This window comes from Streptomyces hyaluromycini (assembly GCF_002217755.1).
Lineage (GTDB): Bacteria > Actinomycetota > Actinomycetes > Streptomycetales > Streptomycetaceae > Streptomyces > Streptomyces hyaluromycini.
In genome coordinates this window covers 1,011,663-1,036,425 of record NZ_BCFL01000018.1, presented here as the reverse complement: position 1 = coordinate 1,036,425, position 24,763 = coordinate 1,011,663, and the positions used below count along the sequence as shown (strand labels likewise).

At 69.5% G+C, this 24,763-nt stretch carries 17 protein-coding genes and 2 pseudogenes; 13 read left to right on the top strand and 6 right to left on the bottom strand.

Annotated elements, in window-relative coordinates:
* The first annotated feature begins 565 nt into the window (after positions 1–565).
* Entirely contained in the window at positions 566–8,026 is a 7,461-nt protein-coding gene (locus SSP29_RS60915) for a ricin-type beta-trefoil lectin domain protein (RefSeq protein WP_089101568.1), read from the top strand.
* Between the two features lie 17 nt (positions 8,027–8,043).
* Positions 8,044–8,577 (top strand): SMI1/KNR4 family protein, encoded by a 534-nt coding sequence (locus SSP29_RS17605; RefSeq protein WP_145968909.1) that lies wholly within the window; start codon positions 8,044–8,046, stop codon positions 8,575–8,577.
* Positions 8,578–8,696: 119 nt separating this feature from the next.
* Here SSP29_RS17605 and SSP29_RS17600 read toward each other — a convergent pair.
* From SSP29_RS17600 to SSP29_RS17595, 3 genes and pseudogenes are all read right to left on the bottom strand, one after another.
* Positions 8,697–9,317: pseudogene (locus tag SSP29_RS17600) on the bottom strand (site-specific integrase); the annotation flags it as partial.
* A 20-nt stretch (positions 9,318–9,337) separates the two neighbouring features.
* Complete coding sequence (locus SSP29_RS59750; RefSeq protein ID WP_245883121.1) at positions 9,338–9,523, bottom strand: DUF397 domain-containing protein; 186 nt, start codon at positions 9,521–9,523, stop codon at positions 9,338–9,340.
* 2 nt (positions 9,524–9,525) lie between these two features.
* Positions 9,526–10,413 carry a helix-turn-helix domain-containing protein gene (locus SSP29_RS17595; RefSeq protein ID WP_150134368.1) on the bottom strand — a complete coding sequence of 296 codons (888 nt, stop codon included), beginning with the start codon at positions 10,411–10,413 and terminating at the stop codon, positions 9,526–9,528.
* Between the two features lie 158 nt (positions 10,414–10,571).
* Here SSP29_RS17595 and SSP29_RS55750 point away from each other — a divergent pair.
* From SSP29_RS55750 to SSP29_RS17580, 3 genes and pseudogenes are all read left to right on the top strand, one after another.
* Positions 10,572–11,003 (top strand): annotated as a pseudogene (locus SSP29_RS55750) (ATP-binding protein); the annotation flags it as partial.
* A gap of 93 nt (positions 11,004–11,096) precedes the next feature.
* Positions 11,097–11,345 (top strand): hypothetical protein, encoded by a 249-nt coding sequence (locus tag SSP29_RS55745; RefSeq protein ID WP_089101671.1) that lies wholly within the window; start codon positions 11,097–11,099, stop codon positions 11,343–11,345.
* On the top strand, positions 11,342–11,584 hold the full coding sequence (locus SSP29_RS17580) for a hypothetical protein (protein ID WP_089101564.1): 243 nt from the start codon (positions 11,342–11,344) through the stop codon (positions 11,582–11,584). Before SSP29_RS55745 ends, SSP29_RS17580 begins: the two co-directional genes overlap by 4 nt.
* A 28-nt stretch (positions 11,585–11,612) precedes the next feature.
* On the opposite strand, the gene SSP29_RS17575 is transcribed toward SSP29_RS17580, so the two are convergent.
* Both SSP29_RS17575 and SSP29_RS17570 read right to left on the bottom strand, forming a co-directional pair.
* Complete coding sequence (locus SSP29_RS17575; protein ID WP_089101563.1) at positions 11,613–12,275, bottom strand: YceI family protein; 663 nt, start codon at positions 12,273–12,275, stop codon at positions 11,613–11,615.
* Positions 12,276–12,521: 246 nt separating this feature from the next.
* A complete protein-coding gene (locus SSP29_RS17570) occupies positions 12,522–14,165 on the bottom strand; it encodes a M4 family metallopeptidase (protein ID WP_089101562.1) in 1,644 nt (547 codons plus the stop codon).
* 138 nt (positions 14,166–14,303) lie between these two features.
* Between SSP29_RS17570 and SSP29_RS17565 the strand changes: the two genes are divergently transcribed.
* From SSP29_RS17565 to SSP29_RS17540, 6 genes are all read left to right on the top strand, one after another.
* Complete coding sequence (locus SSP29_RS17565) at positions 14,304–14,741, top strand: gamma-glutamylcyclotransferase family protein (RefSeq protein ID WP_245883120.1); 438 nt, start codon at positions 14,304–14,306, stop codon at positions 14,739–14,741.
* A gap of 47 nt (positions 14,742–14,788) precedes the next feature.
* Entirely contained in the window at positions 14,789–15,256 is a 468-nt protein-coding gene (locus SSP29_RS17560; RefSeq protein ID WP_107436212.1) for a TIR domain-containing protein, read from the top strand.
* Position 15,257: 1 nt separating this feature from the next.
* Positions 15,258–16,439, top strand: a complete 1,182-nt coding sequence (locus SSP29_RS17555; RefSeq protein WP_089101559.1) for a protein kinase domain-containing protein — start codon at positions 15,258–15,260, stop codon at positions 16,437–16,439.
* Positions 16,440–16,589: 150 nt separating this feature from the next.
* Positions 16,590–18,017 (top strand): TIR domain-containing protein, encoded by a 1,428-nt coding sequence (locus SSP29_RS17550; RefSeq protein WP_089101558.1) that lies wholly within the window; start codon positions 16,590–16,592, stop codon positions 18,015–18,017.
* Positions 18,011–19,852, top strand: coding sequence for an SPFH domain-containing protein (locus SSP29_RS17545; RefSeq protein WP_150134364.1), 1,842 nt, complete (start codon positions 18,011–18,013; stop codon positions 19,850–19,852). The genes SSP29_RS17550 and SSP29_RS17545 overlap by 7 nt, the downstream gene beginning before the upstream one ends.
* A 284-nt stretch (positions 19,853–20,136) precedes the next feature.
* Positions 20,137–21,444 (top strand): AMP-binding protein, encoded by a 1,308-nt coding sequence (locus SSP29_RS17540; RefSeq protein ID WP_150134363.1) that lies wholly within the window; start codon positions 20,137–20,139, stop codon positions 21,442–21,444.
* Positions 21,445–21,656: 212 nt separating this feature from the next.
* Here SSP29_RS17540 and SSP29_RS17535 read toward each other — a convergent pair whose 3' ends face one another.
* Positions 21,657–22,337 (bottom strand): SanA/YdcF family protein, encoded by a 681-nt coding sequence (locus SSP29_RS17535; protein ID WP_089101557.1) that lies wholly within the window; start codon positions 22,335–22,337, stop codon positions 21,657–21,659.
* Between the two features lie 154 nt (positions 22,338–22,491).
* Between SSP29_RS17535 and SSP29_RS17530 the strand changes: the two genes are divergently transcribed.
* Both SSP29_RS17530 and SSP29_RS17525 read left to right on the top strand, forming a co-directional pair.
* Complete coding sequence (locus SSP29_RS17530; protein ID WP_089101556.1) at positions 22,492–23,226, top strand: sirohydrochlorin chelatase; 735 nt, start codon at positions 22,492–22,494, stop codon at positions 23,224–23,226.
* Between the two features lie 238 nt (positions 23,227–23,464).
* Positions 23,465–24,745, top strand: coding sequence for a deoxyguanosinetriphosphate triphosphohydrolase (locus tag SSP29_RS17525; protein ID WP_089101555.1), 1,281 nt, complete (start codon positions 23,465–23,467; stop codon positions 24,743–24,745).
* Positions 24,746–24,763 lie beyond the last annotated feature (18 nt).

Below are 24,763 nucleotides of genomic sequence, written 5' to 3'. Positions count from 1 at the left end.
CGTAAACGAGATGGGTGCTGGGCCTCATGGAGGCCGTGTGGATGCTTCGTGTGGCCCGGCAATCTCATGGCCCCTGCATGTGCCGTCATGGTCGAGCATCTATGCGGGTCGGGCCGCCCGGGCCGAACTCGATTGTCGTGGATCACCGGATTCACAAGTGTGTGGGCGTGATGTGTATTAAGGGATTCACATTGTCGAAACACCTCGAAGGTCGGCAAGTCTGAATTGCGTCACATTTGAGTGTGACGGGTGTCACATCTGTTTGTTTTTTGTTTGACGGGTGGTGTTTTCCGGCAGAGGATCCGTCGGTATTTCGTGTCGTCTTCGGGGTGGGGTGCGCGGCCTTCTTTCGCGTGCTTCCTGCCGGCCGCCTTGGGGGGCTGTTCGGTGTTTGGTTCGCTGTCGTGGTCCGGCCGCGGTTTGCTGCCTGGTGCCGGCGCGGCGCGCCGGCGGGTACGCCAGGCGCGGCCGGGGCGCCGGGGCGGTGCTCGCAGGGGCGTTACTGGTGGGGTTGCTGCCTACCCAGGCGGCCGCACTCCCGTCACCTGGCGGCAACCGTGCCGGGGTGGATCTGATCGACCTGCCCGCTGAGAGCACCGCGGCCGACGCCGACACCGGCGTACTGGACGATCTGACCGGTGAGGCCACGGTGCCGCCGGTGGACTACGAGCCGGCCCACACGACCCCTCCGGTCAGTGGCCCTGCGGCGGTGAACCTGACAGATCCTGTGGCAGGGGATCTGCGGCAGGCGGGTCCGCTGCCGGTCCTGCTGGGCGCTCCAGTCGATGCCACGCCTGAGGAAGCCTCTGCGCTGGACGGCACCTGGCAGGTGGAGGTGGCCGACCCCGCGCAGACGTCCGCGGCAGAAGTGAACGGAACACTGCTGACGGTGACTCCCCCGGCCACAGCCGCGACGGCGTCGGTGGAAGTGGCACTGGACTACTCCGACTTCGAGCAGCTGTACAGCGCGGACTGGGCCGACCGGATGCAGTTCGTCACGTATCCGGAGTGCTTTTTGACCACGCCCTTGGACGAGGCGTGCAACCAGGCCACCCCGCTGGCCACCGACAACGACGACAACACCGGCCAGATCAAGGCCACCGTCGACGTTGCCGCCGCCTCGGCCACGGCCGACCAGGCCTCGCTGTCCGGTGACAACAGCTCGACGAGTGAGTCGGCCGTCTACCACCGAGACGCGTCGAAGAGCGGGGCGCTGAAGGCGCTGCTGCCGCAGGCGGGCACCTCGGGGAGCGGGTCGGTGGTGCTGGCGGCGACAGACTCCGGCTCGGGTGCGAAGGGCGACTACACGGCCACGCCGCTTGCGGCGTCGGGCACGTGGAGTGCGGGAGGCTCCGCGGGGGCATTCACCTGGTCGCAGCCGGTGGCGGTGCCGCCGGTCCCGGCCGGTCCCGCACCGGACATTGCCTTCGGCTACAACTCGCAGGTCGTCGACGGGCGGACCTCGGCCACGAACAACCAGGCCTCATGGATCGGGGACGGCTGGGACTACCAGCCCGGTTCGATCGAACGCACTTACCGCACTTGTCGTGACGACACCGACGGCGATGCGAACAACGCCTCCCACAAGACGTCGGACCTGTGCTGGGGCTCGTACAACGCCGTTCTTTCCCTCGGCGGTTCCACGACCGAGTTGGTGGTGGATGCCAGCACCTGCCCGGACGGAAACCTGGACGCCCCGAGCTGCGACTGGGTGACGGCCAACGGTGACGGCTCCAGAGTCGAGCGGATCAAGGACACCAGCAAGGACAACGGGGACAAGGACGGGGAGTACTGGCGAGTCACCACCCGGGACGGCACCCAATACTACTTCGGCCTCAACAAGCTGCCCGGCTGGAGCAGCAGCGATGAGACCACCGACTCGGTGCTGACCGTTCCGGTGGCCGGCAACCAGTCCGGCGAGCCCTGCCACGACAGTGACTTCGCGTCCTCGTTCTGCGCCCAAGGCTGGCGGTGGAACCTGGACTACGTCGTGGACGTCCACGGCAACGCCATGTCGCTGTGGTGGGACAAGGAGTCCAACTACTACGGCGAGAACGAGAAGTACACCACGCCGGTCTCCTACGACCGCGGCGGCTACCTGAAGCGCATCGACTACGGCCAGCGATCGAACACCCTGTTCACCGCCGACCCGATCGCCCGGGTGGAGTTCACCGTCGACGAGCGTTGCTTCGACGAGGCCGAGACCGGCCTGACCTGCACCAACGACGCGTTCACCTCACAGGACTACGGCCAATACCGGCTGTGGTACGACACCCCGGCCAACCTGTACTGCTCCGGCGCCGCAGGCAAGCGCTGCTCCGTGGGCGCGCCGACGTTCTGGTCCCGCGAGCGACTGTCGTCGGTGACCACCTACGCGCAGCGCACCCAGAGCTCCACGACACTCTCGAAGGTCGACAAGTACCTGCTGACCCAGACCTTCCCCCGCACACTGACCGACACCGCCCCGCCACTGTGGCTGGAGTCGATCCAGCGCACCGGCTACGCGGTGGACGGGACCGCGCAGAAGCTGAACGCGGTCGAGTTCTCCCACAACAACCAGGCCATGCCCAACCGAGTCATCACGGGGGCATCCGATCCGCGGCCGGCGTTCGACCGGCTGCGGATCCGCCGGGTGGTCACCGAGTACGGCGGTGAGATCGACGTCGACTACTCGGACCCGTGCCCCGCCATGGCCACCTCCGCCCACCCGAAACCGGAGGAGAACGGGACCCGCTGCTACCCGGTGTACTGGAGCCCGGACCCCGACCAGGAGACGATCGACTGGTTCAACAAGTACGTCGTCACCTCCATCACCCAGAAACCCCGCGTCGACGGCGTCCCCGACCTGGTCACCGAATACCAGTACCCCACTGACGGGGCCGCCTGGGCGAAGAACCAGACCGAGTTCAGCAAGAAGACCACCCGCACCTACGACCAGTGGCGCGGCTACGAGCAGGTCACGGTCCTGACCGGGAAGAACGACGCCGCGACCGGGATCGTGCGGGGCAAGAGCGTGACCCGGTACTTCCGCGGTATGGACGGGGACCCGCTGCCCGGCGGTGGCACCCGCTCGGTGACGGTCAAGGACTCCACCGGCGCCACCATCGCCCCGGACAAGCCCGCCTTCCAGGGCATGACGGCGGAGTCGCTCACCTACACCCAGGCCAACGACGACGGCACCGGAGGCAGCGTCGCCTCCCGCACCGTCTCCTCTCCCTCGGCGCACCTGCTGGCCACCCGCCCTCGCACCGACGTGCCCGACCTGAAGGCGTACCGCACTCAGGTCGACCAGAGCATCAAGGTCACCCCTGCCAGCGGCACCAACCCCGACGACAACCGCACTTCGCGAACGGTGAAGACCACCACCCTGTACGACGACACCTACGGGCTGCCGTACCAGGTGGAAACCCGCGCAGACACCGGCAAGACCGGCGACCAAACAACCACTTGCACTCAGACCTCCTACTTGCACAACACCAGCGCCTGGCTGATCGGGCTGACCGAGCAGACCAAGACCACCGCAGGTACCTGCGCCCAGGCCGCCACCGCAACTGGTGACGACGTCATCTCCGCCTCCCGCACCGCCTACGACAGCCAGTCCTACGGCACCGCGCCGACGAAGGGCGAGGCCACCAGCGTCTGGGGCCAGGACGGCCTGGGCACGGGCTGGATCCGTGCGAGCAAGACCACCTATGACGACTACGGACGTGTCAAGACGGTCGAGGACGCTGCGGGCCACATCGGCACGACGGACTACAACCCCTCGTCGGGACAGGTGTTCTCGACTACCGCCACCAACAACACCCTCGGTTTCACCTCCACCATCACGGTCGAACCGGGCCGTGGCAGCCCAGTGAAGTCGGAGGACACCAACAAGCATGTGGTCACCCAGGCCTACGACGCTCTGGGCCGGACCACGGCGGTGTGGACGGCCTCGCAGAACCCGGCCACGGACGACCCCTCCAAGACGTTCTCCTACGACATCACTGTCGGCAAGCCGGTCGCTGTCTCCACGTCCACGCTCCGGGACGACGGCACCTACGCGCACGCGGTGACCCTCTACGACGGCCTCGGACGGCCGCGTCAGTCGCAGACCGACGCCGTAGGCGGCGGGCGTATCGTCACGGACACCCTCTACAACGCGGCCGGTACCGTCCGCCGCACCAACAACGGCTACTACGCCGCCGGCGCACCGTCCACGACGCTGTTCGAGCTGGAATCGGACTTCGACGTTCCCAGCGCCACGGTCACCACCTACGACGGGCAGAGCCGGCCTGTGACCGTCACTCCCTATGAGGCCGGGACCCCGAAGACCGTCAAACGCACCACCTATGCCTACGACAAGGACGTCACCACCGTTGTCCCCCCGGTGGGTTCTCCGGCGACCCGCAGCTTCACCGACGTGCTCCAGCGCACCGTACGCATCGACGAGTTCACCGACGCGTTGCATGCCGCGCACACGTCCACCACGTACGGCTACGACCCGCGGGGCGATCGGGTCTCGGCAACCGACACCGAGGGCAACTCCTGGTCCTGGACCTACGACGCCCGCGGCCGCCAGATCCGGGCAGTGGACCCGGACACCGGTACCACCACCACGACCTACGACGACCTGGACCACAAGCTCACCACCACCGACGATCGTGGCATCACCGTGTGGACCGGCTACGACGCGCTCGGCCGCACCACAGAACAGCGCCTGGATGATGACCAGGGCGAAATCCTGACAAAGTTCACCTACGACACCATCCCGGGCGCGAAGGGACAGCAGGTCTCGGCGACCCGCTACAACGACGGCGTCCCGATCACCACCACGGTCACCGGCTACGACGCGGAGTACCGGCCCACGGGGAAGAACATCACCATCCCCTTCAGCCTCACCACCACCGCAACCACGGGCCTGGACGCCACCTACTCCTACTCCTACACCTACACCAAGACCGGACTGCAGCAGTCGGTCACGACCCCGGCCGTCGGCGGTCTGTCCCAGGAAAAGGTGATCACCCGCTACAACGCCGACGGCCTGCCGACCTCCACCTCCGGCCTGGACTGGTACACCGCCGAAACCACCTACAGCCCCTACGGCGAGGTCCTGCGCACGGTCACCGGCGAGATGCCCAACCGGGTATGGACCACGAACCTGTTCGACGAGAACACTGGCCAGCTCGACCGAACCGTCACCGACCGGGAAACCGCTGCCCCCAACCGCGTCAACGACCGCTACTACACCTACGACAACGCTGGCAACGTCACCCAGCTCAAAGACACCGACGGCGCGGGTTCCACCGACCGGCAGTGCTTCACCTACGACGCACTCGGCCAGCTCCACGAGGCATGGACCTCACCCAACGAGGGCTGCACCGCGTCAGGACAGACGATCGCCGCCCCGGTCTACACGGACACGACCGGCAAGGTGACAGCGACCAACGTCACCAGTGCCAATGACGGCTACTGGCAGACGTACACCTATGACACGCTGGGCAACCGCAAGCGCCTGACGGAACACGACCCGTCCGTCACCGTGACCGGTGGCCAGGTCGATGCCACCGACGACACCACCACCGACTACGCGTACGGCAACGACACGGGTGGCCAGCCGCACACCCTGACCGGCATCACCACCGACACCGCAACCATCGACACAGCCGCCGCCCTGTCCTACGACAAGACCGGCAACACGGAGACCCGCACCTACGGCGGCGACACCCAGGCCCTGGACTGGACCTGGGACGGCAAGGTCAAGACCGTCTCCGGCTTCGGCAAGGCCGGCAGCGGCCAGCTCATCGGCCTCGACGGCAAATGCCTGGACCTACAGAGCGCGAGTACCGCCGACAAGACTCCGTTGCAGATCTACACCTGCAACGGCACCAAGGCCCAGAACTTCCGTCTGGACACGCAGACCGGCGCCTTGACGGTACTCGGCAAGTGCGTCATGCCCACCGGTGGCGCCACCACCGACAGCACCCCGGTCACCCTGGCTCCCTGCACCGGCAAGGCCGACCAGAAGTGGACCGTCACGGCGGGCACCCTCAAGTACAGCGGCTCCAGCAAGTGCCTTGACATTCCGGGCGCCAACAGCGCCGACGGCACCGACCTGCAGATCACCGCCTGCAACGGCAACACCGCCCAGCAATGGGCATTCTCCGACCAGACCAGCTACCTCTACGACGCCAGTGGCAACCGCATCATCGCCGCCACAGCCAGCGCCCACACCCTCTACCTGCCCGACACCGAACTGTCCACCGACGCCAACGGCGACGTCGCCTACTGCCAGCGCTACTACAGTCAGGCCGGCGCCCCCACCGTGATGCGCCACACCGAGGGCGGGACGAGCAGCACCCTGACCGCGCTCGCCGCCGACCAGCAGGGCACCGCCATCGCCGCCATCGGCCTCACCACCGGACAGGCCATCCAACGCCAGAAGACGGACCCCTTCGGCGTTCCCCGCGGCACCGTAGACGGCCGCTGGCAGTCCCACCGCAGCTACCTCGGCGGCACCGACGACACCACCACCGGCCTCACCCACCTCGGCGCCCGCGAATACGACCCCGACACCGGCCACTTCATCAGCGCAGACCCCGTCCTGGACATCGCCGATCCCCTCCAGATGAACGGCTACGCCTACGCCAACAACAACCCCGTCACCAAGAGCGATCCCACAGGACTTTTTGTCCCTGGCGACATCGCGGGCGGCCCGATCTCGGGCAACAGCGGTTCAGGCAACATGTGTCCGAGCCTGCAGAACCCCAACTGCCCCGAATACGCAGGCGGCGGTGGCGGCGGTGGGGGCGGAGACGACAACACCAGCGGCAGCGGCCACGGAGGCGGCGGTGGCCTCTCCGGCTGGCTCGGAGACGTCGGCAAGACCATCTATCACGAGGTAAAAACCACAGGCATCGCGCTCGTCACCACCCCGATCCAGCAACTCCAGACCGACAAACGATGCATCACGTCCGGCGACGACTGCATGGCGATGCTCACCCAGCTGGTGTACAGCGTCAGCCCGGCCCAAGCCGCCGCAGCGGCGGCGACGTCGCGCGGCGCGGAAATAGCGGATGACTACGCGCATGGCAGAAGCGCCCAAGGCACCGGAAAGCTGATTTTCGACCTTGCGATGCTCGTCGGAACACGAGGCGCAGGCGCTGAGGTCGAGGGCGAAGTCGCCGCAACCAGAATCCGCATCCCGCGTGGCTGCAGCTTCACCCCCTCCACCCCGGTGCTGATGGCCGACGGCAAAACCAAACCCATCGGTGACATCAAGACCGGAGACAAGGTCGAGGCCGCCGACCCGGCAAACGGCAAACGCAAGGGCGGCCGAAAGGTCGCCGCCACACTCATCAACCACGACTACGACCTCGTCGACCTCCGCATCAAGCGCACCGACGGAAGCACGGAGATCCTCCACACCAACGCCAAGCACCCCTTCTGGGACGACACCCTCCACACCTGGGTCCCTGCCGGCCAACTCCGCACAGGCCATGCCCTCAGCACCGCCATCGGCTACCACGTATACGTCGCCGACATCACCAGACTCCCTGGCGACCGCGACATGTACAACCTCACCGTCGACGACCTCCACACGTACTATGTTGTGGCGGGCGGCACGCCGATCTTGGTCCACAATACAGGTGAGGCTTGCCGCGTATTCTCAGTAGATTCTTCTGGAACGGCAACTTCCTTGCCGGTTCACGAGATCGACTCGTCGGCTTACCCTGGCGTTGCGGACAATTTCAATAATGCTCTTGCCAATGGCGAGAGTCCTATTGTTACGCGATTGACAGGACGAGCTGCGATTCGCGCGAACAGGAACGCGGCCCAGGCCGGCCAGCCCCGTCCAGGAACTTTGATGGGCGGTATGTCATGGGAAGAGTTTCCATTCGCATCGACTGTCGAGGGTGGCTCTGGCGCTACGCTTCGTCTCATACCGCGGAATGAGAACGTGTCCCATGGGCGGGACTCGCTGTGGCCGTTCCTTCGAGATAACGGCATCAACTCCGGAGACCAGTACTATGTCCGTACTCAATGACGGAAGGGAGCGCTGCAGTGCTGCTGGAAGAACTCGACGCGTTGGTTGCAAGGCTCACTGATCTGAGCCGGCCGGTTGTCCGGTGGCTTGTCCCTGGCGTTGGTCCTGGTCAGGTGGAGTCTTTGCTTGGCTCTCCGGTGCCTGATGAGGTGTCGACGTGGTTCGGCTGGTGCAACGGAGTGGCGCTCCATGACGGCCAGACTCAAGACGATGTCAACCTGATCCCGGGGTACAGTCCGCTCTCCCTCGCTGAGGCCGTCGGTCAGATGGGCGATCATGAGGGAGATTCCACCTTGGGTTCCCATTGGATTCCCCTGCTGGGTGGTGCAGGCGGCGATATCTATGCTGCTGTTTGGGAGCCCGGGAAGTCAGCTAAGGTCGCCGGTGTCCTGATTGGCGAGTCGACTGAGATTGAATTCGGCAGCGTTGAGCAGATGATTTCCGTCTTTAATGAGTGCTATCGCCGAGGGGCCTTCTTTGTGGACGGCCAGCGTCAGCTTGCGATGGATCCCGGGCTCTACGATGTCGTCAGTGGCGAGATTGTTGGATAGTCGTTTTCTGGCTACGTCTGGCAGTCCATATCTAGCACCAACATAAACCCCAGAGGCCCCGCCGGATTTGTCTCTGGTGGGGCCTCTGGGGTGTCTGACGGCAGTAGTTGACGGCAACGTCAGCGGACGGGTACTCCACAACGTGGCGGGTCGTCGCCGTCGTTGGGCTGGCCGGTGGTGGCGGGGGCGTAGAGGGCACGGCCGAGAAGATCGATGGCGTCACGTTGGAGGCGGAGCCGGACGTGGGCGTAGACCGTGGCGGTGACGCCGATGTGGGCGTGGCCGAGGAGTTCCTTGATGACGACGAGGTCGACGCCCTGTTCCAGAAGCAGGGTAGCGGTCGAGTGCCGCAGGTCGTGGAAGCGGATGCGTCGGAGACCGGCCCGGTTGAGGAAGGTGCGGAAGCGGCGGGTGAGGTTGGCCGGGTCGAAAGGTCCACCGGTCGGGGTGGTGAAGACGAGGCCGCTGTCCTTCCATCCCACCCCGGCCTCTCTCCGCTCCCTGTCCTGCCGTTCCTTGTGCTTCTTGAGAGAGTGGATGCATTCGGTCGGAAGCGCGATACGGCGCTCGGACGCCCGGGTCTTGGTGGGCAGGTGGGTGAGGCCGCCGGTGCGGGTGCGCTGGAGTGAGCGGCGGATGGTGGCGGTGCCGGTGGTGAGGTCGAGGCCTTCCCAGTGGAGGCCGAGGGGTTCGCCTTTGCGGAGGCCGGTGCGCAGGACGAGTTCGTACAGCGCGTGCAGCGGCGCGGGCTGCGTCGGAGCTACAGCGCGCCTTCTCGGATGGCCGCCTGGAACGTCGTCCAGGTTGCTGAAAGGAGCCGGAGGGAGGGGCCGGCGGGACGTTTTGAGTCTCGTATGGCGACGGTTGCCGGGATGTTGGTGGCTATCTCGACGCATTCGGCCGCATCGTCGCTGTAGCTGGACTTGCGGTAATCGAGTTCGGTCACGGTTACAACTCCTTGCGCAACTTGTGGAGGAAGGACACCGACTCCTGCTCGTCCAACGCGCATGCGGCGACCTTCTCGAACAATTCATCGTAGGCAGCCGCGCCCTGTCCTCCCTCGACCCATCGCTGGGCGAAGGGGGCCTCTACGTAGACGACGTCCATAGCTCCTGGGGCGGCGAACGAGATGACGTTGAACGAGCCGTTGAGGCCCGAGTGTGTGCCGCCGGCAAAAGGGAAGACGCGTAGGGCGACATTCGGTAGGTCGGCTGCCTTCACCAGCTCTTCGAGCTGGCCTTTGGCCGTCGCGGAGCCGCCGGGAAAGTTGCGCAGAACCGCCTCGTAGATCGTGACCCGCAGGGACAGCGGCGGGTCGTCGTAGAGGCGCCGCTGCCGGGCGAGACGAGCCTCGACGAACCTGTCGTCCGGCTCGGGGCTCTTGGTCATCGCGGCCGCAGGACTCTGCCGCAGTGCCCGGACGTAGTCCGGTGTTTGGAGGAGACCGGGAACGAACGCGGGCTGCCACGTCTTGATGACTGTTGCAGCGCTCTCCAGCGCAACGTACTCCTGCATCACGCCCGGGATGGTGAAGTCGTCCCACCAGCCCTTTGCCTTGCGGCGCTCACGGTCGACCGTCGCCAGTTCCAGGAGTCCGCCGACAATGCCGGGGTCGTGGATTCGGTACAACTCGCACAGGGCCCGGATATCAGGATCGCGCACCGGCACCCAGCCCCGCTCCATTTTCGCGACCTTCGTCGTGGAAGCGGTGAGCGCCTTGGCGGCATGCGTCTGTGTCAGACCGGCCGCGATGCGCAACTTGATGAGCTCGCCGCCCAGTCGGCGGCCGAGAACGGTGGAGGTGCTGTTGCCCTGCATCGGCTGGTCTGTAGTCACGCTGGTGCTCCTCCTGACGTGGGTGCGGCGGCAGTCTGGCGCGGCGAAGGCGCGTCACGCAAACCACTTTCGGAGGAATTTATCCAAGATGAACTTGCGCGTCGCGGCGCGCGCCTCCTACCTTCGGTGACGAACTGATCACAGAGCGGCGCTGGTTGATGCGTGGCGCTGCCCACCCGAACCCGGAGGTCATCAACATGGTTGCCCCGAAGGAACCTGCCGAGCCCGGCGACATCCGGCTCCGCTACGACCGCCTCGACTACACCCCCCTCCCCAGGAGCGTCAGCCTCGCCCGCCGCCGGGCCCACCGCCTCGTCACCGGCTGGGGTCACCCCGAACTGGCCGCCGACACCGCTCTGCTCGTCTCCGAGCTGGCCGGCAACGCCGTCCTGCACGGTTGTCTCCGTGGCCGGCTCTTCCGGGTCGAAATCGCCCTCACCGAACGTGTCTTACGCGTGTCCGTCTCTGACCCGAAGGGAGAGCTGCTGCCGAGCCCGCGAGATCCGTCGCGGGACGAGATGTTCGGTCGTGGATTGCTCATCGTGGGCGGCATCGCTGATCGATGGGGCGTCGACGAACTCACCGTCGGCAAGGTCGTGTGGTGCGAGCTCGATGTCGTACGGCCTGCCGTGCTCGCCGATTACGGTGGCGGCAGCGCGCCCCCGCGTTTGAGGAGGACGGTCATGGCCGAACCGTTGAAGACCTTCGTCAACGGCGTCGAGGTCGAGGTTCCCAACAGTATCCCCGACATTCGCGCGGCTCTCCCCGAGGAGCGGCGCGAGGAGTTCGACCGGGCCATCAACGAGGCCGGTGTGGAGGACATCCACGCGGTCATGCGGCACTGGATGCTCGAAGCCGTTCCAGACCCGGAGGCGGAGGCGCTGCTTCGGCGCCTGGCGGCGGACGAGGCCGAGAGGCGGGGCGTCGCTTGACCTACCGCATCACCTACGCCCCGCCTGCCGACGACACCCTGGCCAAGATGGGCAATGCCCCCGCGTTCAGAGATGCGATGGCGGCAACCGTCGGACGGGATCCCTACGGACACGGGTCGACCGCGGTCAGGGGCGAGCGTGACCGGCGCGAGGCCACCGTGCTGGGTGTCATCGTGCTCTACTACGTCTCCGGATCCGTCCTGACCGTGACGGTGGTCAGGCTCGTTGCCCCGCTCTGAAACGGTTCCAGGGTGGCGGCCCGTGGCCTCAGCCCCCTTCCGGCACCGTCCGGATCGCCGCGATGTCGAACTGCAGCCGCACCGTCTCGCTCACCATCGCCCCGCCCTCCGCCAGGCGGGAGTTGTACGCCAGCCCCCAGTCCATGCGGTTGATGGTGGTGGTGCCGTCGAAGCCGGCGCGCTGGTAGCCGAAGGGGTCCGTGACGTTGCCTATGTAGGTGAGTTCCAGGTCCACCGGACGCGTCGTGCTCTTGATGGTCAGGTCGCCGGTCATGACGTAGACGTCGGGGGCTTTGAGGCGGACCGCCGTGCTCTGGAAGCGCATGCGCGGGTGGGTCGCGGCGTCCAGGAAGTCGCGGCCGATCAGGTGGGCGTCCCGCTGTTCCACGCCCGTGTCGACGCTGCCCGTGGACAGGATGATCTCCGCCTGGGAGCGGGACGGGTCGCGGCCGTCGAAGTAGAGGCGGCTCTTGTACTCGGTGAAGGCCCCGCGGACCGTCGTCACCATCGCGTGCCGGACCGAGAAGCCGATTCTGCTGTGGGCCGGGTCGATGACCCACTCGCCGGTGAGGGCGGCGAGGGCGGGGTCGAGGAGGACCGGGGCGGAGGTGGGGGAGGAGGGCGCTGCCGTCGGGCGTGGGGGGACCGTGGGGGTGCGGCGGGCCGTGTGGGGGCGGCTGAACAAGTTCATGATTTATCTAGTTAGTCGACTCGGGGAATTGTCGCAAGTGGTTGTCAGGACAAGGGAGTTCGGGAATTCCGTATACCGTCACCGAAACTGCACATCATCGCCATGGGATCCACTCAGGGGGTGCTCGGTATTCCCGGATTCCGCGTTTTCTTGAATTGCGCTATTCCCTGTCGTCTGGGGTGTATGCGACGGCCGCCCCGGTTCGTTCGCCGGGGCGGCCGCTTCACCTCTGTGCGTCGCCGTGCCTCAGTTCACGTTCACCGCGCTCCATGCCGCCGCCACCGCGTTGTACTCCGTGCTGCCGTTGCCGTACAGGTCCTTCGCCGCGTTGAGGGTCGCCGTGCGGGCGCCCGCGTAGTTCGTCGAGGACGTCATGTAGACCGTCAGTGCGCGGTACCAGATCGCGCCCAGCTTGTCGCGGCCGATGCCGGTGACCGTCGAGCCGTTGTACGTCGGGGAGTTGTAGCTCACCCCGTTGATGGTCTTCGCGCCGCTGCCCTCTGCCAACAAGTACGCGAAGTGGTTCGCGACGCCGGAGGAGTAGTGGACGTCCAGATTGCCCACCGACGAACTCCAGTAGTCCGCCGAACTCCCGTCCTTCGACGGCTGGTCCATGAACCGCAGCGCCGCCTTGCCGAAGCCGGAGCGGACGATCTTCTCGCCGATCAGGTAGTCGCCGGGGTCCGAGGGGTTGTTCGCGTACCACTCCACCAGCGTGCCGAGGATGTCGGAGGTCGCCTCGTTGAGGCCGCCGGACTCGCCCGAGTACGTCAGCGCCGCCGTCTTGGAGGTGACCCCGTGCGTCATCTCGTGGCCGGCCACGTCCAGCGCCACCAGCGGGCCGAAGGTCGTCCCGTCACCGTCGCCGTACGTCATGCAGAAGCAACTGTCGTCCCAGAAGGCGTTGTTGTAGCTGTTGCCGTAGTGGACGCGGTTGTACGAGCCCTTGCCGTCGCCCGCGATGCCGTTGCGGCCCTGGACGTTCTTGTAGTAGTCCCAGGTCTCGTTGGTGCCGTACTGGGCGTCGACCGCCGCCGAGGAGCGGTCCGAAGTGGCGCCCGTGCCCCAGTGGTTGTCGGCGTCCGTGAACACCGTCGACGGCGCCCGGCTGATGCAGATGCCGAAGATGCACAGGTCCGTCTTGTTCGCCGCGTCACCCGTGTACGTGTTCCCGCGCGTCGGGTCCGTGAGGTTGTACGACGATCCGGAGAGCGTCGTCTCCAGCGGGACCGTGCCGCTGTACAGCGACTTGCCGTCGCCCGTCGCCGTCTCGATGCTGTCCCAGGCGTCGATCTGGGCGCCGGTGCGGGCGTCCGTCAGCACCGTGCGGGCGACCGGGTTGCCGAGCGAGTCCTTGCCGACGGCGTTGGTGCGCCAGGCCAGCTTCGGGGTGCCGTGCAGGGCGTCGACGACCAGCTGCGGCCTGGCCTGCACCTGCTTCAGCGCGTCGCCGAGGTTCGCCGCCCGCAGCGCGTTCACCGCGAGGTCGGCGGCCTTCGGGGCGGAGACGTCCGGGACGACCGAGGCGAGGGATATCCGGCTCCGGGTCGCCCGGTCGGCGCTGCGGTACGCGCCGTCCGCCTTGAGGTGGACGACGAAGTCGCCGCCCAGGACCGGGAGTTTGCGGTACGTACGGTTGTAACGGACGTGCTGGGTACCGTTCTTGTCCACGATCACGTCACGGACCGAGGTGCCCTCGGCGGACGTGAGGCCCAGGGCGGTGGCGTGCTGGACGAGCGCCTGCGCCGCGTTCTCGATCGCGGTGGCCCGGGTCGGCCTGGCGTCGGCGTGGGCGGCGGGGGAGAGGGCGGCGGCCAGCAGGGTGGCGGTGGTGGCGGCGACGCCGGCGGTGGCGAGACGGGAAACGCGGGTGTTCCGGGTCCGGCTCATCGGTCTCCTTGGAGGTGCGCCTCGAAGGCGTGGGGGTGGCGCTGATGACGACTGAGATTTAAGAGGCCATGACATGTCATGTCCATAGCGCCTCCATGGAGATGTGTGTGGAGGTGGAGGGGGTGCAGAATCCTTCCTGTGACCACCCGCAACCCCCACCACCTCCCGTTCTTCGTCTACGGCACGCTCCGCCCTGGCGAGATCAACCACGACGCGTTCCTGCGGGGACGGACCCGGACCGAGGAACCCGGCCGCCTCGACGGCGCGCTGCTCTACGACGGGCCCGGCTATCCCTACGTCGTCGAGGAGCCCGGGCCGGCGGCGGTGCGCGGCGAACTCGTCACCGCGCGCCCCGAGTCGTACGACCGACTCCTGCTGGAACTCGACGAGTTGGAGGAGTGTGTGCCGGAGGATCCGGCGAGCCTGTACGTGCGCGTCGCGCGGGACGTCGTACGGCTGCGGGACGGGGCCCCGGTCCGGGCCTGGGTGTACGTCGCCGGGCCCGTCGTGACCGCCCGCCTCCGCGCCCGCGGCGCGCTCATCGTCGGCGGGGACTGGCTGAACCGGGTGCGCTGAGGGCGAACCGTCCCCCTTCCGGGCGTATCGTCCCTACACTGCTGGCTATGACGGGGGTCGAACGGGGCAGAGCGTCCGAACCGGTGGAGCGGCAGGGACCGTACGACGTCCTCGTGTCGTACGCGGCCGGGGACGCCGAAGCGGCCGCGCTGCTGGCCGGTCAGCTGTACAAGGCGGACCTGGACGCGTTCCTGGTGTGCTGGGTCGAGCCGGGACTGATCCCGCTGCTGGAGACCGAACGGGCTCTCGCGGAGGTCAGGTTGGCCGTGCTGTTGTTCGGCCGGGGCACGATGGCCGACGAGCGCGTCCGGGACGAGTACGCGGTGCTGCTGCACCGCAAGCACCAGGGCGGCCTGCGGTTCGTGCCGGGGCTTGTCACGGACGACCCGCTCCCGCCGTTCGCCGCCATCCACCAGCCGGTCGACCTCACCCGGCCCGGCAGCCCCCGTTACGACCGTGACGTGGACAGTCTGGTCCGGGTCGTCCGCGCGCTGCGGCGCACGGACGGGGCCTGAGGTGGGAACCACCCGGCCGTGGCGGCTGCCGCGCTGGTCGGAGGTGCGCGAACTGCACCGGGGCCGGTGCGGGCGGCTCGTCGAGGCGTGGCCGCCGCCCGAACCCGTGCGCAACGGCGCCGCGGCGGCCGGACCCCGGGCGGTGCTCCCCGAGGCAGACGCCGGCCCCGATGCCGGTCGCACGGCCGGCCCCGATACCGGCCCCGATGCCGGTCGCACGGCCGGCCCCGATACCGGCCCCGATACCGGTCGCGCGGCCGGTCCCGAGGCCGGTCTTGACGTCGGCGCCGGTCACCCGCCCGAGCGGCTCGCCGTGGTGCGGTACGTGCCCGCCCGGCTGCTGATCCACCGGCCGCGCGAGGCCGCGTTCCGGGCGGACGTCGGGCGGCTGGCCGGGCTGCGCGCGCCCGAGGCGGCCCTGCCGTACCGGTTCGTCGAGGCACCGCGGTTCCGGGCGGCGTACGAGCGGTCGGCCGCGGCCGTCGGCGGCGCGCTCGTCGCCGACGCCGTCGAAGGAGTCTGCCTGACCCGCCTGCTGGAGCGGTACGGAGCTCTGTCCGGGCCTGCCGCGACGGTGGTCTTCGGCTGCGTCCTGCGGGCACTGGCCGCCGCGCACACGCGCGGGACGGCACACGGCGACCTGCGGGCGGGCAAGGTGCTGGTGGGTGCCGACGGGGCGGTGACGGTGACCGGCTTCGGGCTGGCGGCACTGACCACCGGCGCCCCGGAACTGCGCGCACCGGAGCTCTGGAGCGGCACCGGCGCCCCGACATGCCGGGCCGACGTGTACGCCGCCGGATGCCTGCTGCATCTCTGCCTGACCGGGCAACCGCCCTTCCCGGTACCGGAGTTGTTCAGCCTGATGGCCCGGCACACGACGGCCCCGGTACCGCTGGCACAGACCCCGGGGCCGCTGCGGGAGCCGCTGGCCGCCGGGCTGACGAAGGACGCCGAGCTGCGCCCGCGGGCCGCCGACCTGCTGGCCGAGACGGAGCGGGCGGCCGCTCCCGGCTGGGCGGATCGGGGCCGCTCGGAGCTGCGGGCGCTCGCCGCCCCCATGGTCGAGCCGCTGCCCCGGACCCATCCGGGGGCGCCCCCGGCGCCCCCGGCCGCCGTCGCGGGTGGTCCGGCCCGCCCCACCCGCCTCGCGCGCGACCCCGCTTTTGCCGCCCTCCCACCGTAGGGCCATCGGGGCCAAAGAGCCGAGTTAGTACGACTTATTGCGTGTTGGGGGTGGAACGGAAACGTCCGCCCCTAGCCTGGTCCCTCCGCAACCGACGGCTCGGTCCGGCAGCCGTACGGCCCATGCGAGTGCGCCAGGAGGCCCACGCCGTTGAACGACCGGTCGAACGACGTGTTCCTCTCCTACGCGGCCGCGGACGCCGTCTGGACCGCACGGCTTGCCGGAGAACTCGACGCACACGGACTGAAGACCTTCTTCGCCGAGTGGAGCATCGGGCCGAGCGAGGTGATCATCCACCGCGTCGAGGCCGAACTGCTCGCCACCCGCAACGGAATCGCCGTGATCAGCCCGGCCGCCGCGCGCTGCGGCCGCGCCATGGACGAGTACGCGGCGCTGGCCACCGCGTCGGCCGAGCGCGGACTGCGGTTCGTCCCGGTGCTGCTCGGCCGGGTCGCCGTACCGCCGTTCGCCGCCAACCGCGTCTGGCGGGACTTCAGCGACGTGACCGACGAGGAGTTCAAGGAGCGGGCCGCCGAGCTCGCCGCGGTCGTCGCCGGCCGCCCCGCCCCGCCCGGCGCCGCGGCCGCCCGGGACAACCTCCGCGCCGCCCACCCCTCCCCGCACCGGCCGCTCACCGCCCCGGCCCGCCCGGCCTTCGTCGTCTGCCACGACCCCGCCGACGCCGCCTACGGATCGGCCCTGGCCGGTCAGCTGCGCGAGGCCGGGCTGCCGGTCTGGTCGACCGGCGACCTGCGGCCCGGTGACGCCCACTTCTGGACGATCCGGCAACAGCTCCGGCACGCCGTCGCGGTCGTCGTCGTGATGACATCCCCGTCGCAGGACTCCGACGACGTCACCCGCATGATCCTCGAAGGCCAGGTGCACGGGCGGCCGTTCGTCCCCGTGCTGCTCGACGGAGAGGTCAACTACCATCTCGCCGCCTCCTGGCACATCGACGCCCGCGACGGCGCGCTCCTCGGCGCCGCCGACCTCGACCTGCTGCACCGGCTGCACGAGGACGTCACCCGTGGCCGGCCGCCCCGGCTGCCCGAACCCCGCCGCCACGCCCCGGCACCGTCGGTGCGGCTGACACCCGCCGCCGGTCTGGAACGGCTGCGCGCCCACCTCGCCGAGAACGAGTACCAACACGCCGACCTGCTCACCACCCGGCTCGTCATGGAGTCGGCCGGCCGGCTCACCGAGGGCTGGCTGAGCGCGCGAGACGCTGCCGCCGTGCCTCGCGAACTGCTCGCCGGCATCGACGCGTTGTGGGCCCGGCACACCCACGGCCGCCAGGGCTTCCGCCGGCAGCTCGGGCTCGCCCCGGCCGGGGGGCCGCGGGGCCCCGGCCTGCCCGAACTGGGCGCCGTCCTGGGCTGGCGCGACACCGCCGAGGCCGCCGTACCTCGGCTCTACCGCGACTTCGCACGACGTGCCGGACCCGGCGGACGGGCCGGGTTCTACCCCACGCTGCGTGATCCGGGCCACGAGAACGCCCCGGACTGGTACGACCGTTGGAGTTCGACCGTGCTGGCGCTGCACGCGCGGCTGCGGGAATGGGGGACTGACCCGTGGTGACCTTTCTGGTGATCGTGATCACACTGGCCGTCGTTGCCGCGGCGGTGGCCCGGCGGGCGCGGATCGTGGTGCCCGCCGACCACGTCGGCATCATCACGCGGTGGGGCGTCCCCGCGCACCCGGACGACGCCTACAAACACGTCAACCCGTACAACGCGCGCGGGGTGCTGGCCCGTACCCTGCGCCCCGGGGTCCACTGGATGTGGCCGGTGGTCAACTCGGTGGAGTGCGTGCCCCGGGTGCACGTGCCGAAGGGCATGATCGGCGTGGTGAAGGCCCTGGAGGGACACCACCGGTCCGGCGGCGGTGTGCTGGCACGGCACATCGACTGCGACAACTACCAGGACGGCGAGAGGTTCCTGCTCGGCGACGGCAGGAGGAAGGGCGAACAGGGCTTCCAGGTCAGCATCTTGACGGGTGACCATGCCTACTACATCAACACCCGGCTGTTCCAGGTCGAGATGAGGCCGCGCACCTTCGTGCCGACGGGCACGATCGGTCTGCTCAAGGCCAACCAGGGGGCCGTGCTGCCGCCGGACCGGAGGTTCGGTCGGCACGTCACGTGCGACAGCTTCCAGGACGGGGAGGCCTTCCTCGCGGGTGGCGGCGAGCAGGGCCGCCAACTGGCCATCCTCGGGGGCGGGTACTACGACATCAACCCGGAGCTCTTCGACGTCATCACCGTCGACAACGTGGCGGCCTCCCGCGGCGGACTGACCGAGGCCCACCTCCAGGAGATCTCCATCGGGGAGAACTACACCGGAGTGGTCGTCACCCTGGACGGTGCCGAGCCCGACCAGGGTGCGGAAGGTGCCGTCGCACCGCGGGTGGCCGGGCACAGCAACTTCCGCCTTCCCTGGGTCTTCCTGGCGAACGACGGACAGCGCGGCGTCCAGCAGGAGACCCTGGGCAAAGGCCCCTCGTACGCACTCAACCCGTGGTTCGTACGGGTGATCCTGATCCCGACCCGGGTCCTGATCCTCAAGTGGCACAACAAGACGGCGTCCGAGGCCGACAACTACGACGCGGACCTCGGACAGATCACCGTGAAGGTCCAGGGCCGCTTCGATCTGTCCGTCGACCTCTCGCAGAACCTCCAGATCCCACCGGCCGTGGCGCCCACGCTCGTCGCCCAGTTCGGCGGCGCCAGCACCGCCGGTCTGGGCGGACTCGTCGACGATCCCGCCCCCATGAAGCGGTTCGTGCGGGACGTCCTCGGCGTGGCCGTCACCGGGTACTTCAACGGCATCGCCATGACGTACTCCGTCTTCGAGTTCCTGGAGAGCTACGAGGACGTGCGCAAGAACCTCACGGACCGGGTCAGGCACGCACTGGGCAAATGGGGTGTGGAGACCTTGGAGACCAACCTCGGCGACTTCGAGCTCACCGACGTGTCCATGCTCGAAGCACTCAAGGACGAGCCGTTGGAGATGCAGAGGGGCAGGGCCCTGGAGGAGAGGGCCAGGAACGCCAAGCGGGAGAGTGACATCCAGAGGTACCGGGCAGCCGGCAAGGTCAGTGAAGCCGGCCTCGAGATCAGGGCGGAGGTGGAGGCGCTGGGTCAGGACAACGTGGCGATGATCCGTATCGTCCGGGAGTTCGCCGGCTTCGACGTCCCCCAGTACATCGGCGGCGGAGGCGACATCTCGGCCTACCTCTCCACGCTGCCCCTGCCCGCGGTGCAGGACCTGCTGACGCGTCTGCGACAACTGCGTACCGACCAGCAACTGACCTTCGCCCCCGGACGGCAGGAACTCGTGGAGGCGGAGCCGGACGACTCGGTGACGACGGTCGGCACGGAGGCCGTGCCGGAGGCCGACGAGCAGGGACAGTGACCTTCCTGCCGTATCCCAGCCATCGTGAGCGCTGATACCGGGGCGATACGGCCGGGTCTGCCGGGGGCAAAGTGACACAGGGCGCTACACGTGGCTCATTCCCCACCCCCGTTGGCCGGTCCCGCCCCGTTGAGACTTCAAGGGGCCCGACTACAGTCGTCCCCTGCCACCGCTGCTCCGCAAGGCCCCGCACGCCGCTCGACAAACCGCCCTGACCGGGCCCCCGCCGCACCCGGACTCGGCCTCCCCCCACTCGAAAGAGCCAGCCAGGAGGTCTCCGAGCCATGCCTCTGCGTCACCTCACCCCCCGCGACCAGCACCTCTTCTGGCAGTACGGCCGCGGCGCCGACGTACCCGTCCACGAACCGCTCGTCCACCGTGCCGTCGAACGGCATGCGATCGTCCACCCCCACGCCGTCGCCGCCGAACACCACGGCGCGACCCTCACCTACGGCGAACTCGACCGCTACGCCGGTGCCCTCGCCGCCCGCCTGGTCCGCGAGGGCGTCCGCCCCGGCGACCGCGTCGGCCTGTTCGCCCGCCGCTCCATCCCGATGCTGGTCGGCCTGTTCGCCGTCCTCAAGGCGGGCGCCGCCTACGTCCCCCAGGACATCGGCCGCACACCCCCGGCGCAGCTCGCCCACGTCATCCGCACCGCCCGCACCCGGGTGATCCTCACCCAGAAGGAACACGCGCCGCGTGTCCCCCTCCCCGGCGGCCACCGGCTGATCGCCCTCGACGACCCGGCGCCGTACGATCCCGGACCCGTGCCGCTGCTGCCGCCGCACCCCGACGACGGCTGCTGCGTGCTCTTCGTCCCCGGCGCCACCGGCCGCCGCCACGGCGTCGAGCTCACCCACCGCAACATCGCCAACCTGCTGCTCACCGAACCCGGCGGGCTGGGCATCCGCCCCGGCGACCGGGTCGCCCAACTCCTCGGCATCGCCTCCGACCTGGCCGCCTGGGAGATCCTCGGCTGCCTCACCCACGGCGCCACCCTGGCCATCGGCGGCAAGGACACCGACGCCGCGGCCCGCACCGCGACCGTCCTGATCGCCACCCCGGCCCTGCTGTCCGGCATCGACCCCGACGGCTGCCCGCGCGTGCGCACGGTCGCCGTCGCCGGGGGAACCTGCCCGCGCCCGCTCGCCGACCGCTGGTCGGGCCGGGCCGCCTTCTTCCACTGTCGCGGGTCGGCCGAGACGACCGTCGTCACCACCATGGGCCGCCACGCCGCGGTCGCCGGGCGGCCGGCCACCGGCCGTCCCACCCCCAACAGCACGGTGTACGTCCTCGGTGCCGACCGCCGCCCGCTGCCCATGGGCGAGGCCGGCGAGGTGTGGGCGGGCGGCGACTGCGTCTCGGCCGGCTACCTCGGCGACGACGCCCTGAACGCCGAGCACTACGCCCCCGACCCCTTCCTCGGCGAGGGCCGCACCATGTTCCGCACCCGCGGCCTCGGCCGCTGGACCCCCGACGGCGGCCTCGAACACCTGGGCCGCGCCGCCGAGCGGCCCGGGGTGCCCGACACCCGGGCACTGCTGCGGCTCGCCGGGGAACGCACGGCGGGCCCGGTGACGGCCACCCGGTGAGGACGACGGCGCGGCGCTCCTGAGCGCTCCGAGTGCCGCGATCTGCCGTCTGCCGTCTGCCGTCTGCCGTCTGTCGTCTGTCGTCCGCGGCGCCGTTGTGGCTGGTCGCGCAGTTCCTCCCCCAGCCTTCGGCCGGGGGTACCCCCAGCGCCCCTTCGGGGGCGCTGCTGGCGGGGGCGCTGCCGAACCGCCGCGGGCTTCGACGGACCCGCTTAGTGCGGCGCCGCGGCCAGGGCGCGGGCGACCCCTGGTTCCTTCTTGCCCAGGAACTGGGGGTTCGGCTCGAAGATCGCGTCCAGGGCCGCCTTCCCCGCCGCGAAGACCTCCCGCGTCCCGCCGTAGTACCAGGTGGCGTCGTGCTTGGCGTCGACCCCGATCCCGTACGACGTCACCCCGGCCGCCTCGCACAGCGCCACCGCCCGCCGGATGTGGAACCCCTGGCTGATCAGCACGGCCCGGTCCACGCCGAAGATCTTCTTCGCGCGGACGCAGGAGTCCCAGGTGTCGAAGCCGGCGTAGTCGCTGACGATGCGCTTGCCGGGGACGCCGTGCCCGGTCAGGTAGGTGCGCATGGCGTCCGGCTCGTCGTAGTCCTTGCGGCTGTTGTCGCCGGTGACGAGGACCACCTTGATGCGGCCCTCCTTGTACAGCTTCGCCGCCGCGTTCAGCCGGTTCGCGAGGTACGGCGACGGCTCCCCGTCCCACAGGCCCGCGCCGAAGACGACCGCGACGTCGGTGCGCGGCACGTCCGCCACCGTGCGCAGCCGGCCGGCCGTCGAGACGTACAGCCAGGTGGCCGGCAGCAGCGCCAGCACGCATCCGGCCATCACGCCCTGCACCAGGCGCCGCCGGCCGGCCCGGGTCCGCGGCAGCCGCGGTCGGCGGATCTTCATACGCTTGTTCCCCCCTGTGGGCTTCGACCATGGAGGACGCAGCGCGGGACGTTCCGGTTCGCTCACAGCGTGCGGGTTCGTGCCGTGATGCGCCGGAAAAGACTCGTGACGGTCAGGCAACGGGCGTGCAACCTCCCCCGGCGAGGATCCTTGCATGACGGTGACCGACCTCTCCCCGCGCCCCGGCCCGCCCGCCCTGGTCCTGGTGGCCCACGGCAGCCGCGACCCGCGCGCGCTCAGCACCGTGCGGGCGCTCATGGACCGGGTGCGCGCGCTGCGCCCCGGGCTGCCCGTGCACCTCGGTCACATCGAACTGAACGAACCGCTGCTCCCCGACACCCTCGCCGCCCTCGGGGACGCCGAGGCCGTCCTCGTCCCGCTGCTCCTCGGCCGCGGCCACCACGTCAAGCGGGACATCCCTGAGATGGCGGCCGCCGCCACCGCCCGGACGCGCATCGCCGCCCCGCTGGGCCCGCACCCCCTCCTGGCCGACACCCTGCACGCCCGCCTGCTGGAGGCCGGCTGGCGCCGCCGCCCCGCGAGCGCCGTGGTCCTGGCGGCGGCCGGCTCCCGCGACCCCGACGCCAAGGTCGACACCAGCCGCATGGCCGCCCTCCTCGCCGCCCGCCTGGGCGTCCCGGTCCTCCCGGCCTACGCCTCCGCGGCAGCGCCGACGGTCCAGGAGGCGATGACCACCCTGCGGGCGAGGGGCCGCCGTCACATCGCCATCGCCTCCTACTTCACGGCTCCCGGCCGCTTCGCCACCGAGTGCGCGGCGAACGCCCCATGGACCGCGTCGTCCCCTCTGGGAGCCCACGACGCGATGGCCGAGCTGATCCTCCACCGATACGAACGGGCACTGGGAACGCCGGTGACTGCAGCCGCCTAGGGGTGCGTGGATCGCTGCGGGTGCGTGGGGGCTTGTCGCGCAGTTCCCCGCGCCCCTTTCAGGTCGGCCCAGTGGACCCACCTTCTTGGGGGCGCGGGGCTGTGTTTGATGTGCGGCTACCGCCGCGTGGGCGCGACAAGCCCCCATGCACCCGCAGCCGCAAACGCACCCCAACCCGGCAGACGACTAGGCACCCCACAACCCCCGTTTTGTCACCGTCAACCCGTACTGTCGAACCATGGCAGTCCCCGCACCCGCGCCTACTTCGGCCTACGACCCGACGTCAGTCGACCGCTGGGCCCCCGAACCCGACAAACGCCCCGGCCGCACCGCCTTCCAGCGCGACCGCGCCCGCGTCCTCCACTCCGCCGCCCTCAGAAGGCTCGCCGGCAAGACCCAGGTCGTCACCCCCGGCACCCCCACCCAGGCATGGGACGCCAGCCCCCGCACCCGTCTCACCCACTCCCTCGAATGCGCCCAGGTCGGCCGGGAACTGGGCGCCGCCCTCGGCTGCGACCCCGACCTCGTGGAGGCCGCCTGCCTCTCCCACGACCTCGGCCACCCGCCCTTCGGCCACAACGGCGAACAGGCGCTGAACGAGTTCGCGGACGACTGCGGCGGCTTCGAGGGCAACGCCCAGTCCCTGCGGCTCCTCACCCGCATCGAACCCAAACGGTTCACCCCCGAGGGCTCCGTCGGCCTCAACCTCACCCGCGCCGCCCTGGACGCCGCCACCAAGTACCCGTGGCCGCGCGGCGCGCACCCCACCGACCCGGCGTCCCCCAAGTTCGGTGTGTACGAGGACGACCGGCCGGTCTTCGACTGGGTCCGCAAGGAGGCCCCCGGCACCCGCACCTGCTTCGAGGCCCAGGTCATGGACTGGTCGGACGACGTCGCCTACTCCGTGCACGACGTCGAGGACGGCCTGCACGCCGGTCACATCGACCCCAACTGCCTGCACGCGGAGCCGGAACGGCAGGCGGTGTTCGCCGTCGCCGTCGGCCTGTACGTGCCCGCCGGCACCGACCCCGCCGAACTCGCCGCCGCCCTGGACCGGCTCCAGGACGAGGAGTGGTGGCCGCACGGCTACGACGGCACCGCGGTCGCCCAGGCCCGCCTCAAGGACACCACCAGCCAGCTCATCGGCCGGTTCTGCCTGGCCGCGGAGGGCGCCACCCGCGAGGCGTACGGCGGCGGGCGGCTCACCCGGTACGGCGCGGAACTCGTCGTACCGCGCGAGGCCAGAATGGAGTGCGCGGTACTCAAGGCCATCGCCCACCGGTACGTCATGCAGCGCGCCGAACAGGAGCGGCTCCGCGCCGACCAGCGGATCGTCGTCGCCGAACTCGCCGAGGCGCTCACCGCCCGCGCGCCGGACGGACTCGACCCGCAGTTCCGGGCGCTGTTCGACGCGGCCGGTGACGACCACGCCCGCAAGCGGGTGATCGTCGATCAGATCGCGTCGCTCACCGACACCTCCGCGCGGTCGCTGCATGCGCGGCTGACGGGACGTATGTGAACAGTTTGTGACTCTCCG

Coding starts and splice junctions, on each gene's coding strand:
- SSP29_RS55745 (WP_089101671.1), top strand. CDS start 11,097: ATGGCCGAACCGTTGAAGACCTTCGTCAACGGCGTCGAGGTCGAGGTT.
- SSP29_RS17530 (WP_089101556.1), top strand. CDS start 22,492: ATGACGGTGACCGACCTCTCCCCGCGCCCCGGCCCGCCCGCCCTGGTC.
- SSP29_RS17575 (WP_089101563.1), bottom strand. CDS start 12,275: ATGAACTTGTTCAGCCGCCCCCACACGGCCCGCCGCACCCCCACGGTC.
- SSP29_RS17525 (WP_089101555.1), top strand. CDS start 23,465: ATGGCAGTCCCCGCACCCGCGCCTACTTCGGCCTACGACCCGACGTCA.
- SSP29_RS17540 (WP_150134363.1), top strand. CDS start 20,137: ATGCCTCTGCGTCACCTCACCCCCCGCGACCAGCACCTCTTCTGGCAG.
- SSP29_RS17560 (WP_107436212.1), top strand. CDS start 14,789: ATGACGGGGGTCGAACGGGGCAGAGCGTCCGAACCGGTGGAGCGGCAG.
- SSP29_RS17570 (WP_089101562.1), bottom strand. CDS start 14,165: ATGAGCCGGACCCGGAACACCCGCGTTTCCCGTCTCGCCACCGCCGGC.
- SSP29_RS17535 (WP_089101557.1), bottom strand. CDS start 22,337: ATGAAGATCCGCCGACCGCGGCTGCCGCGGACCCGGGCCGGCCGGCGG.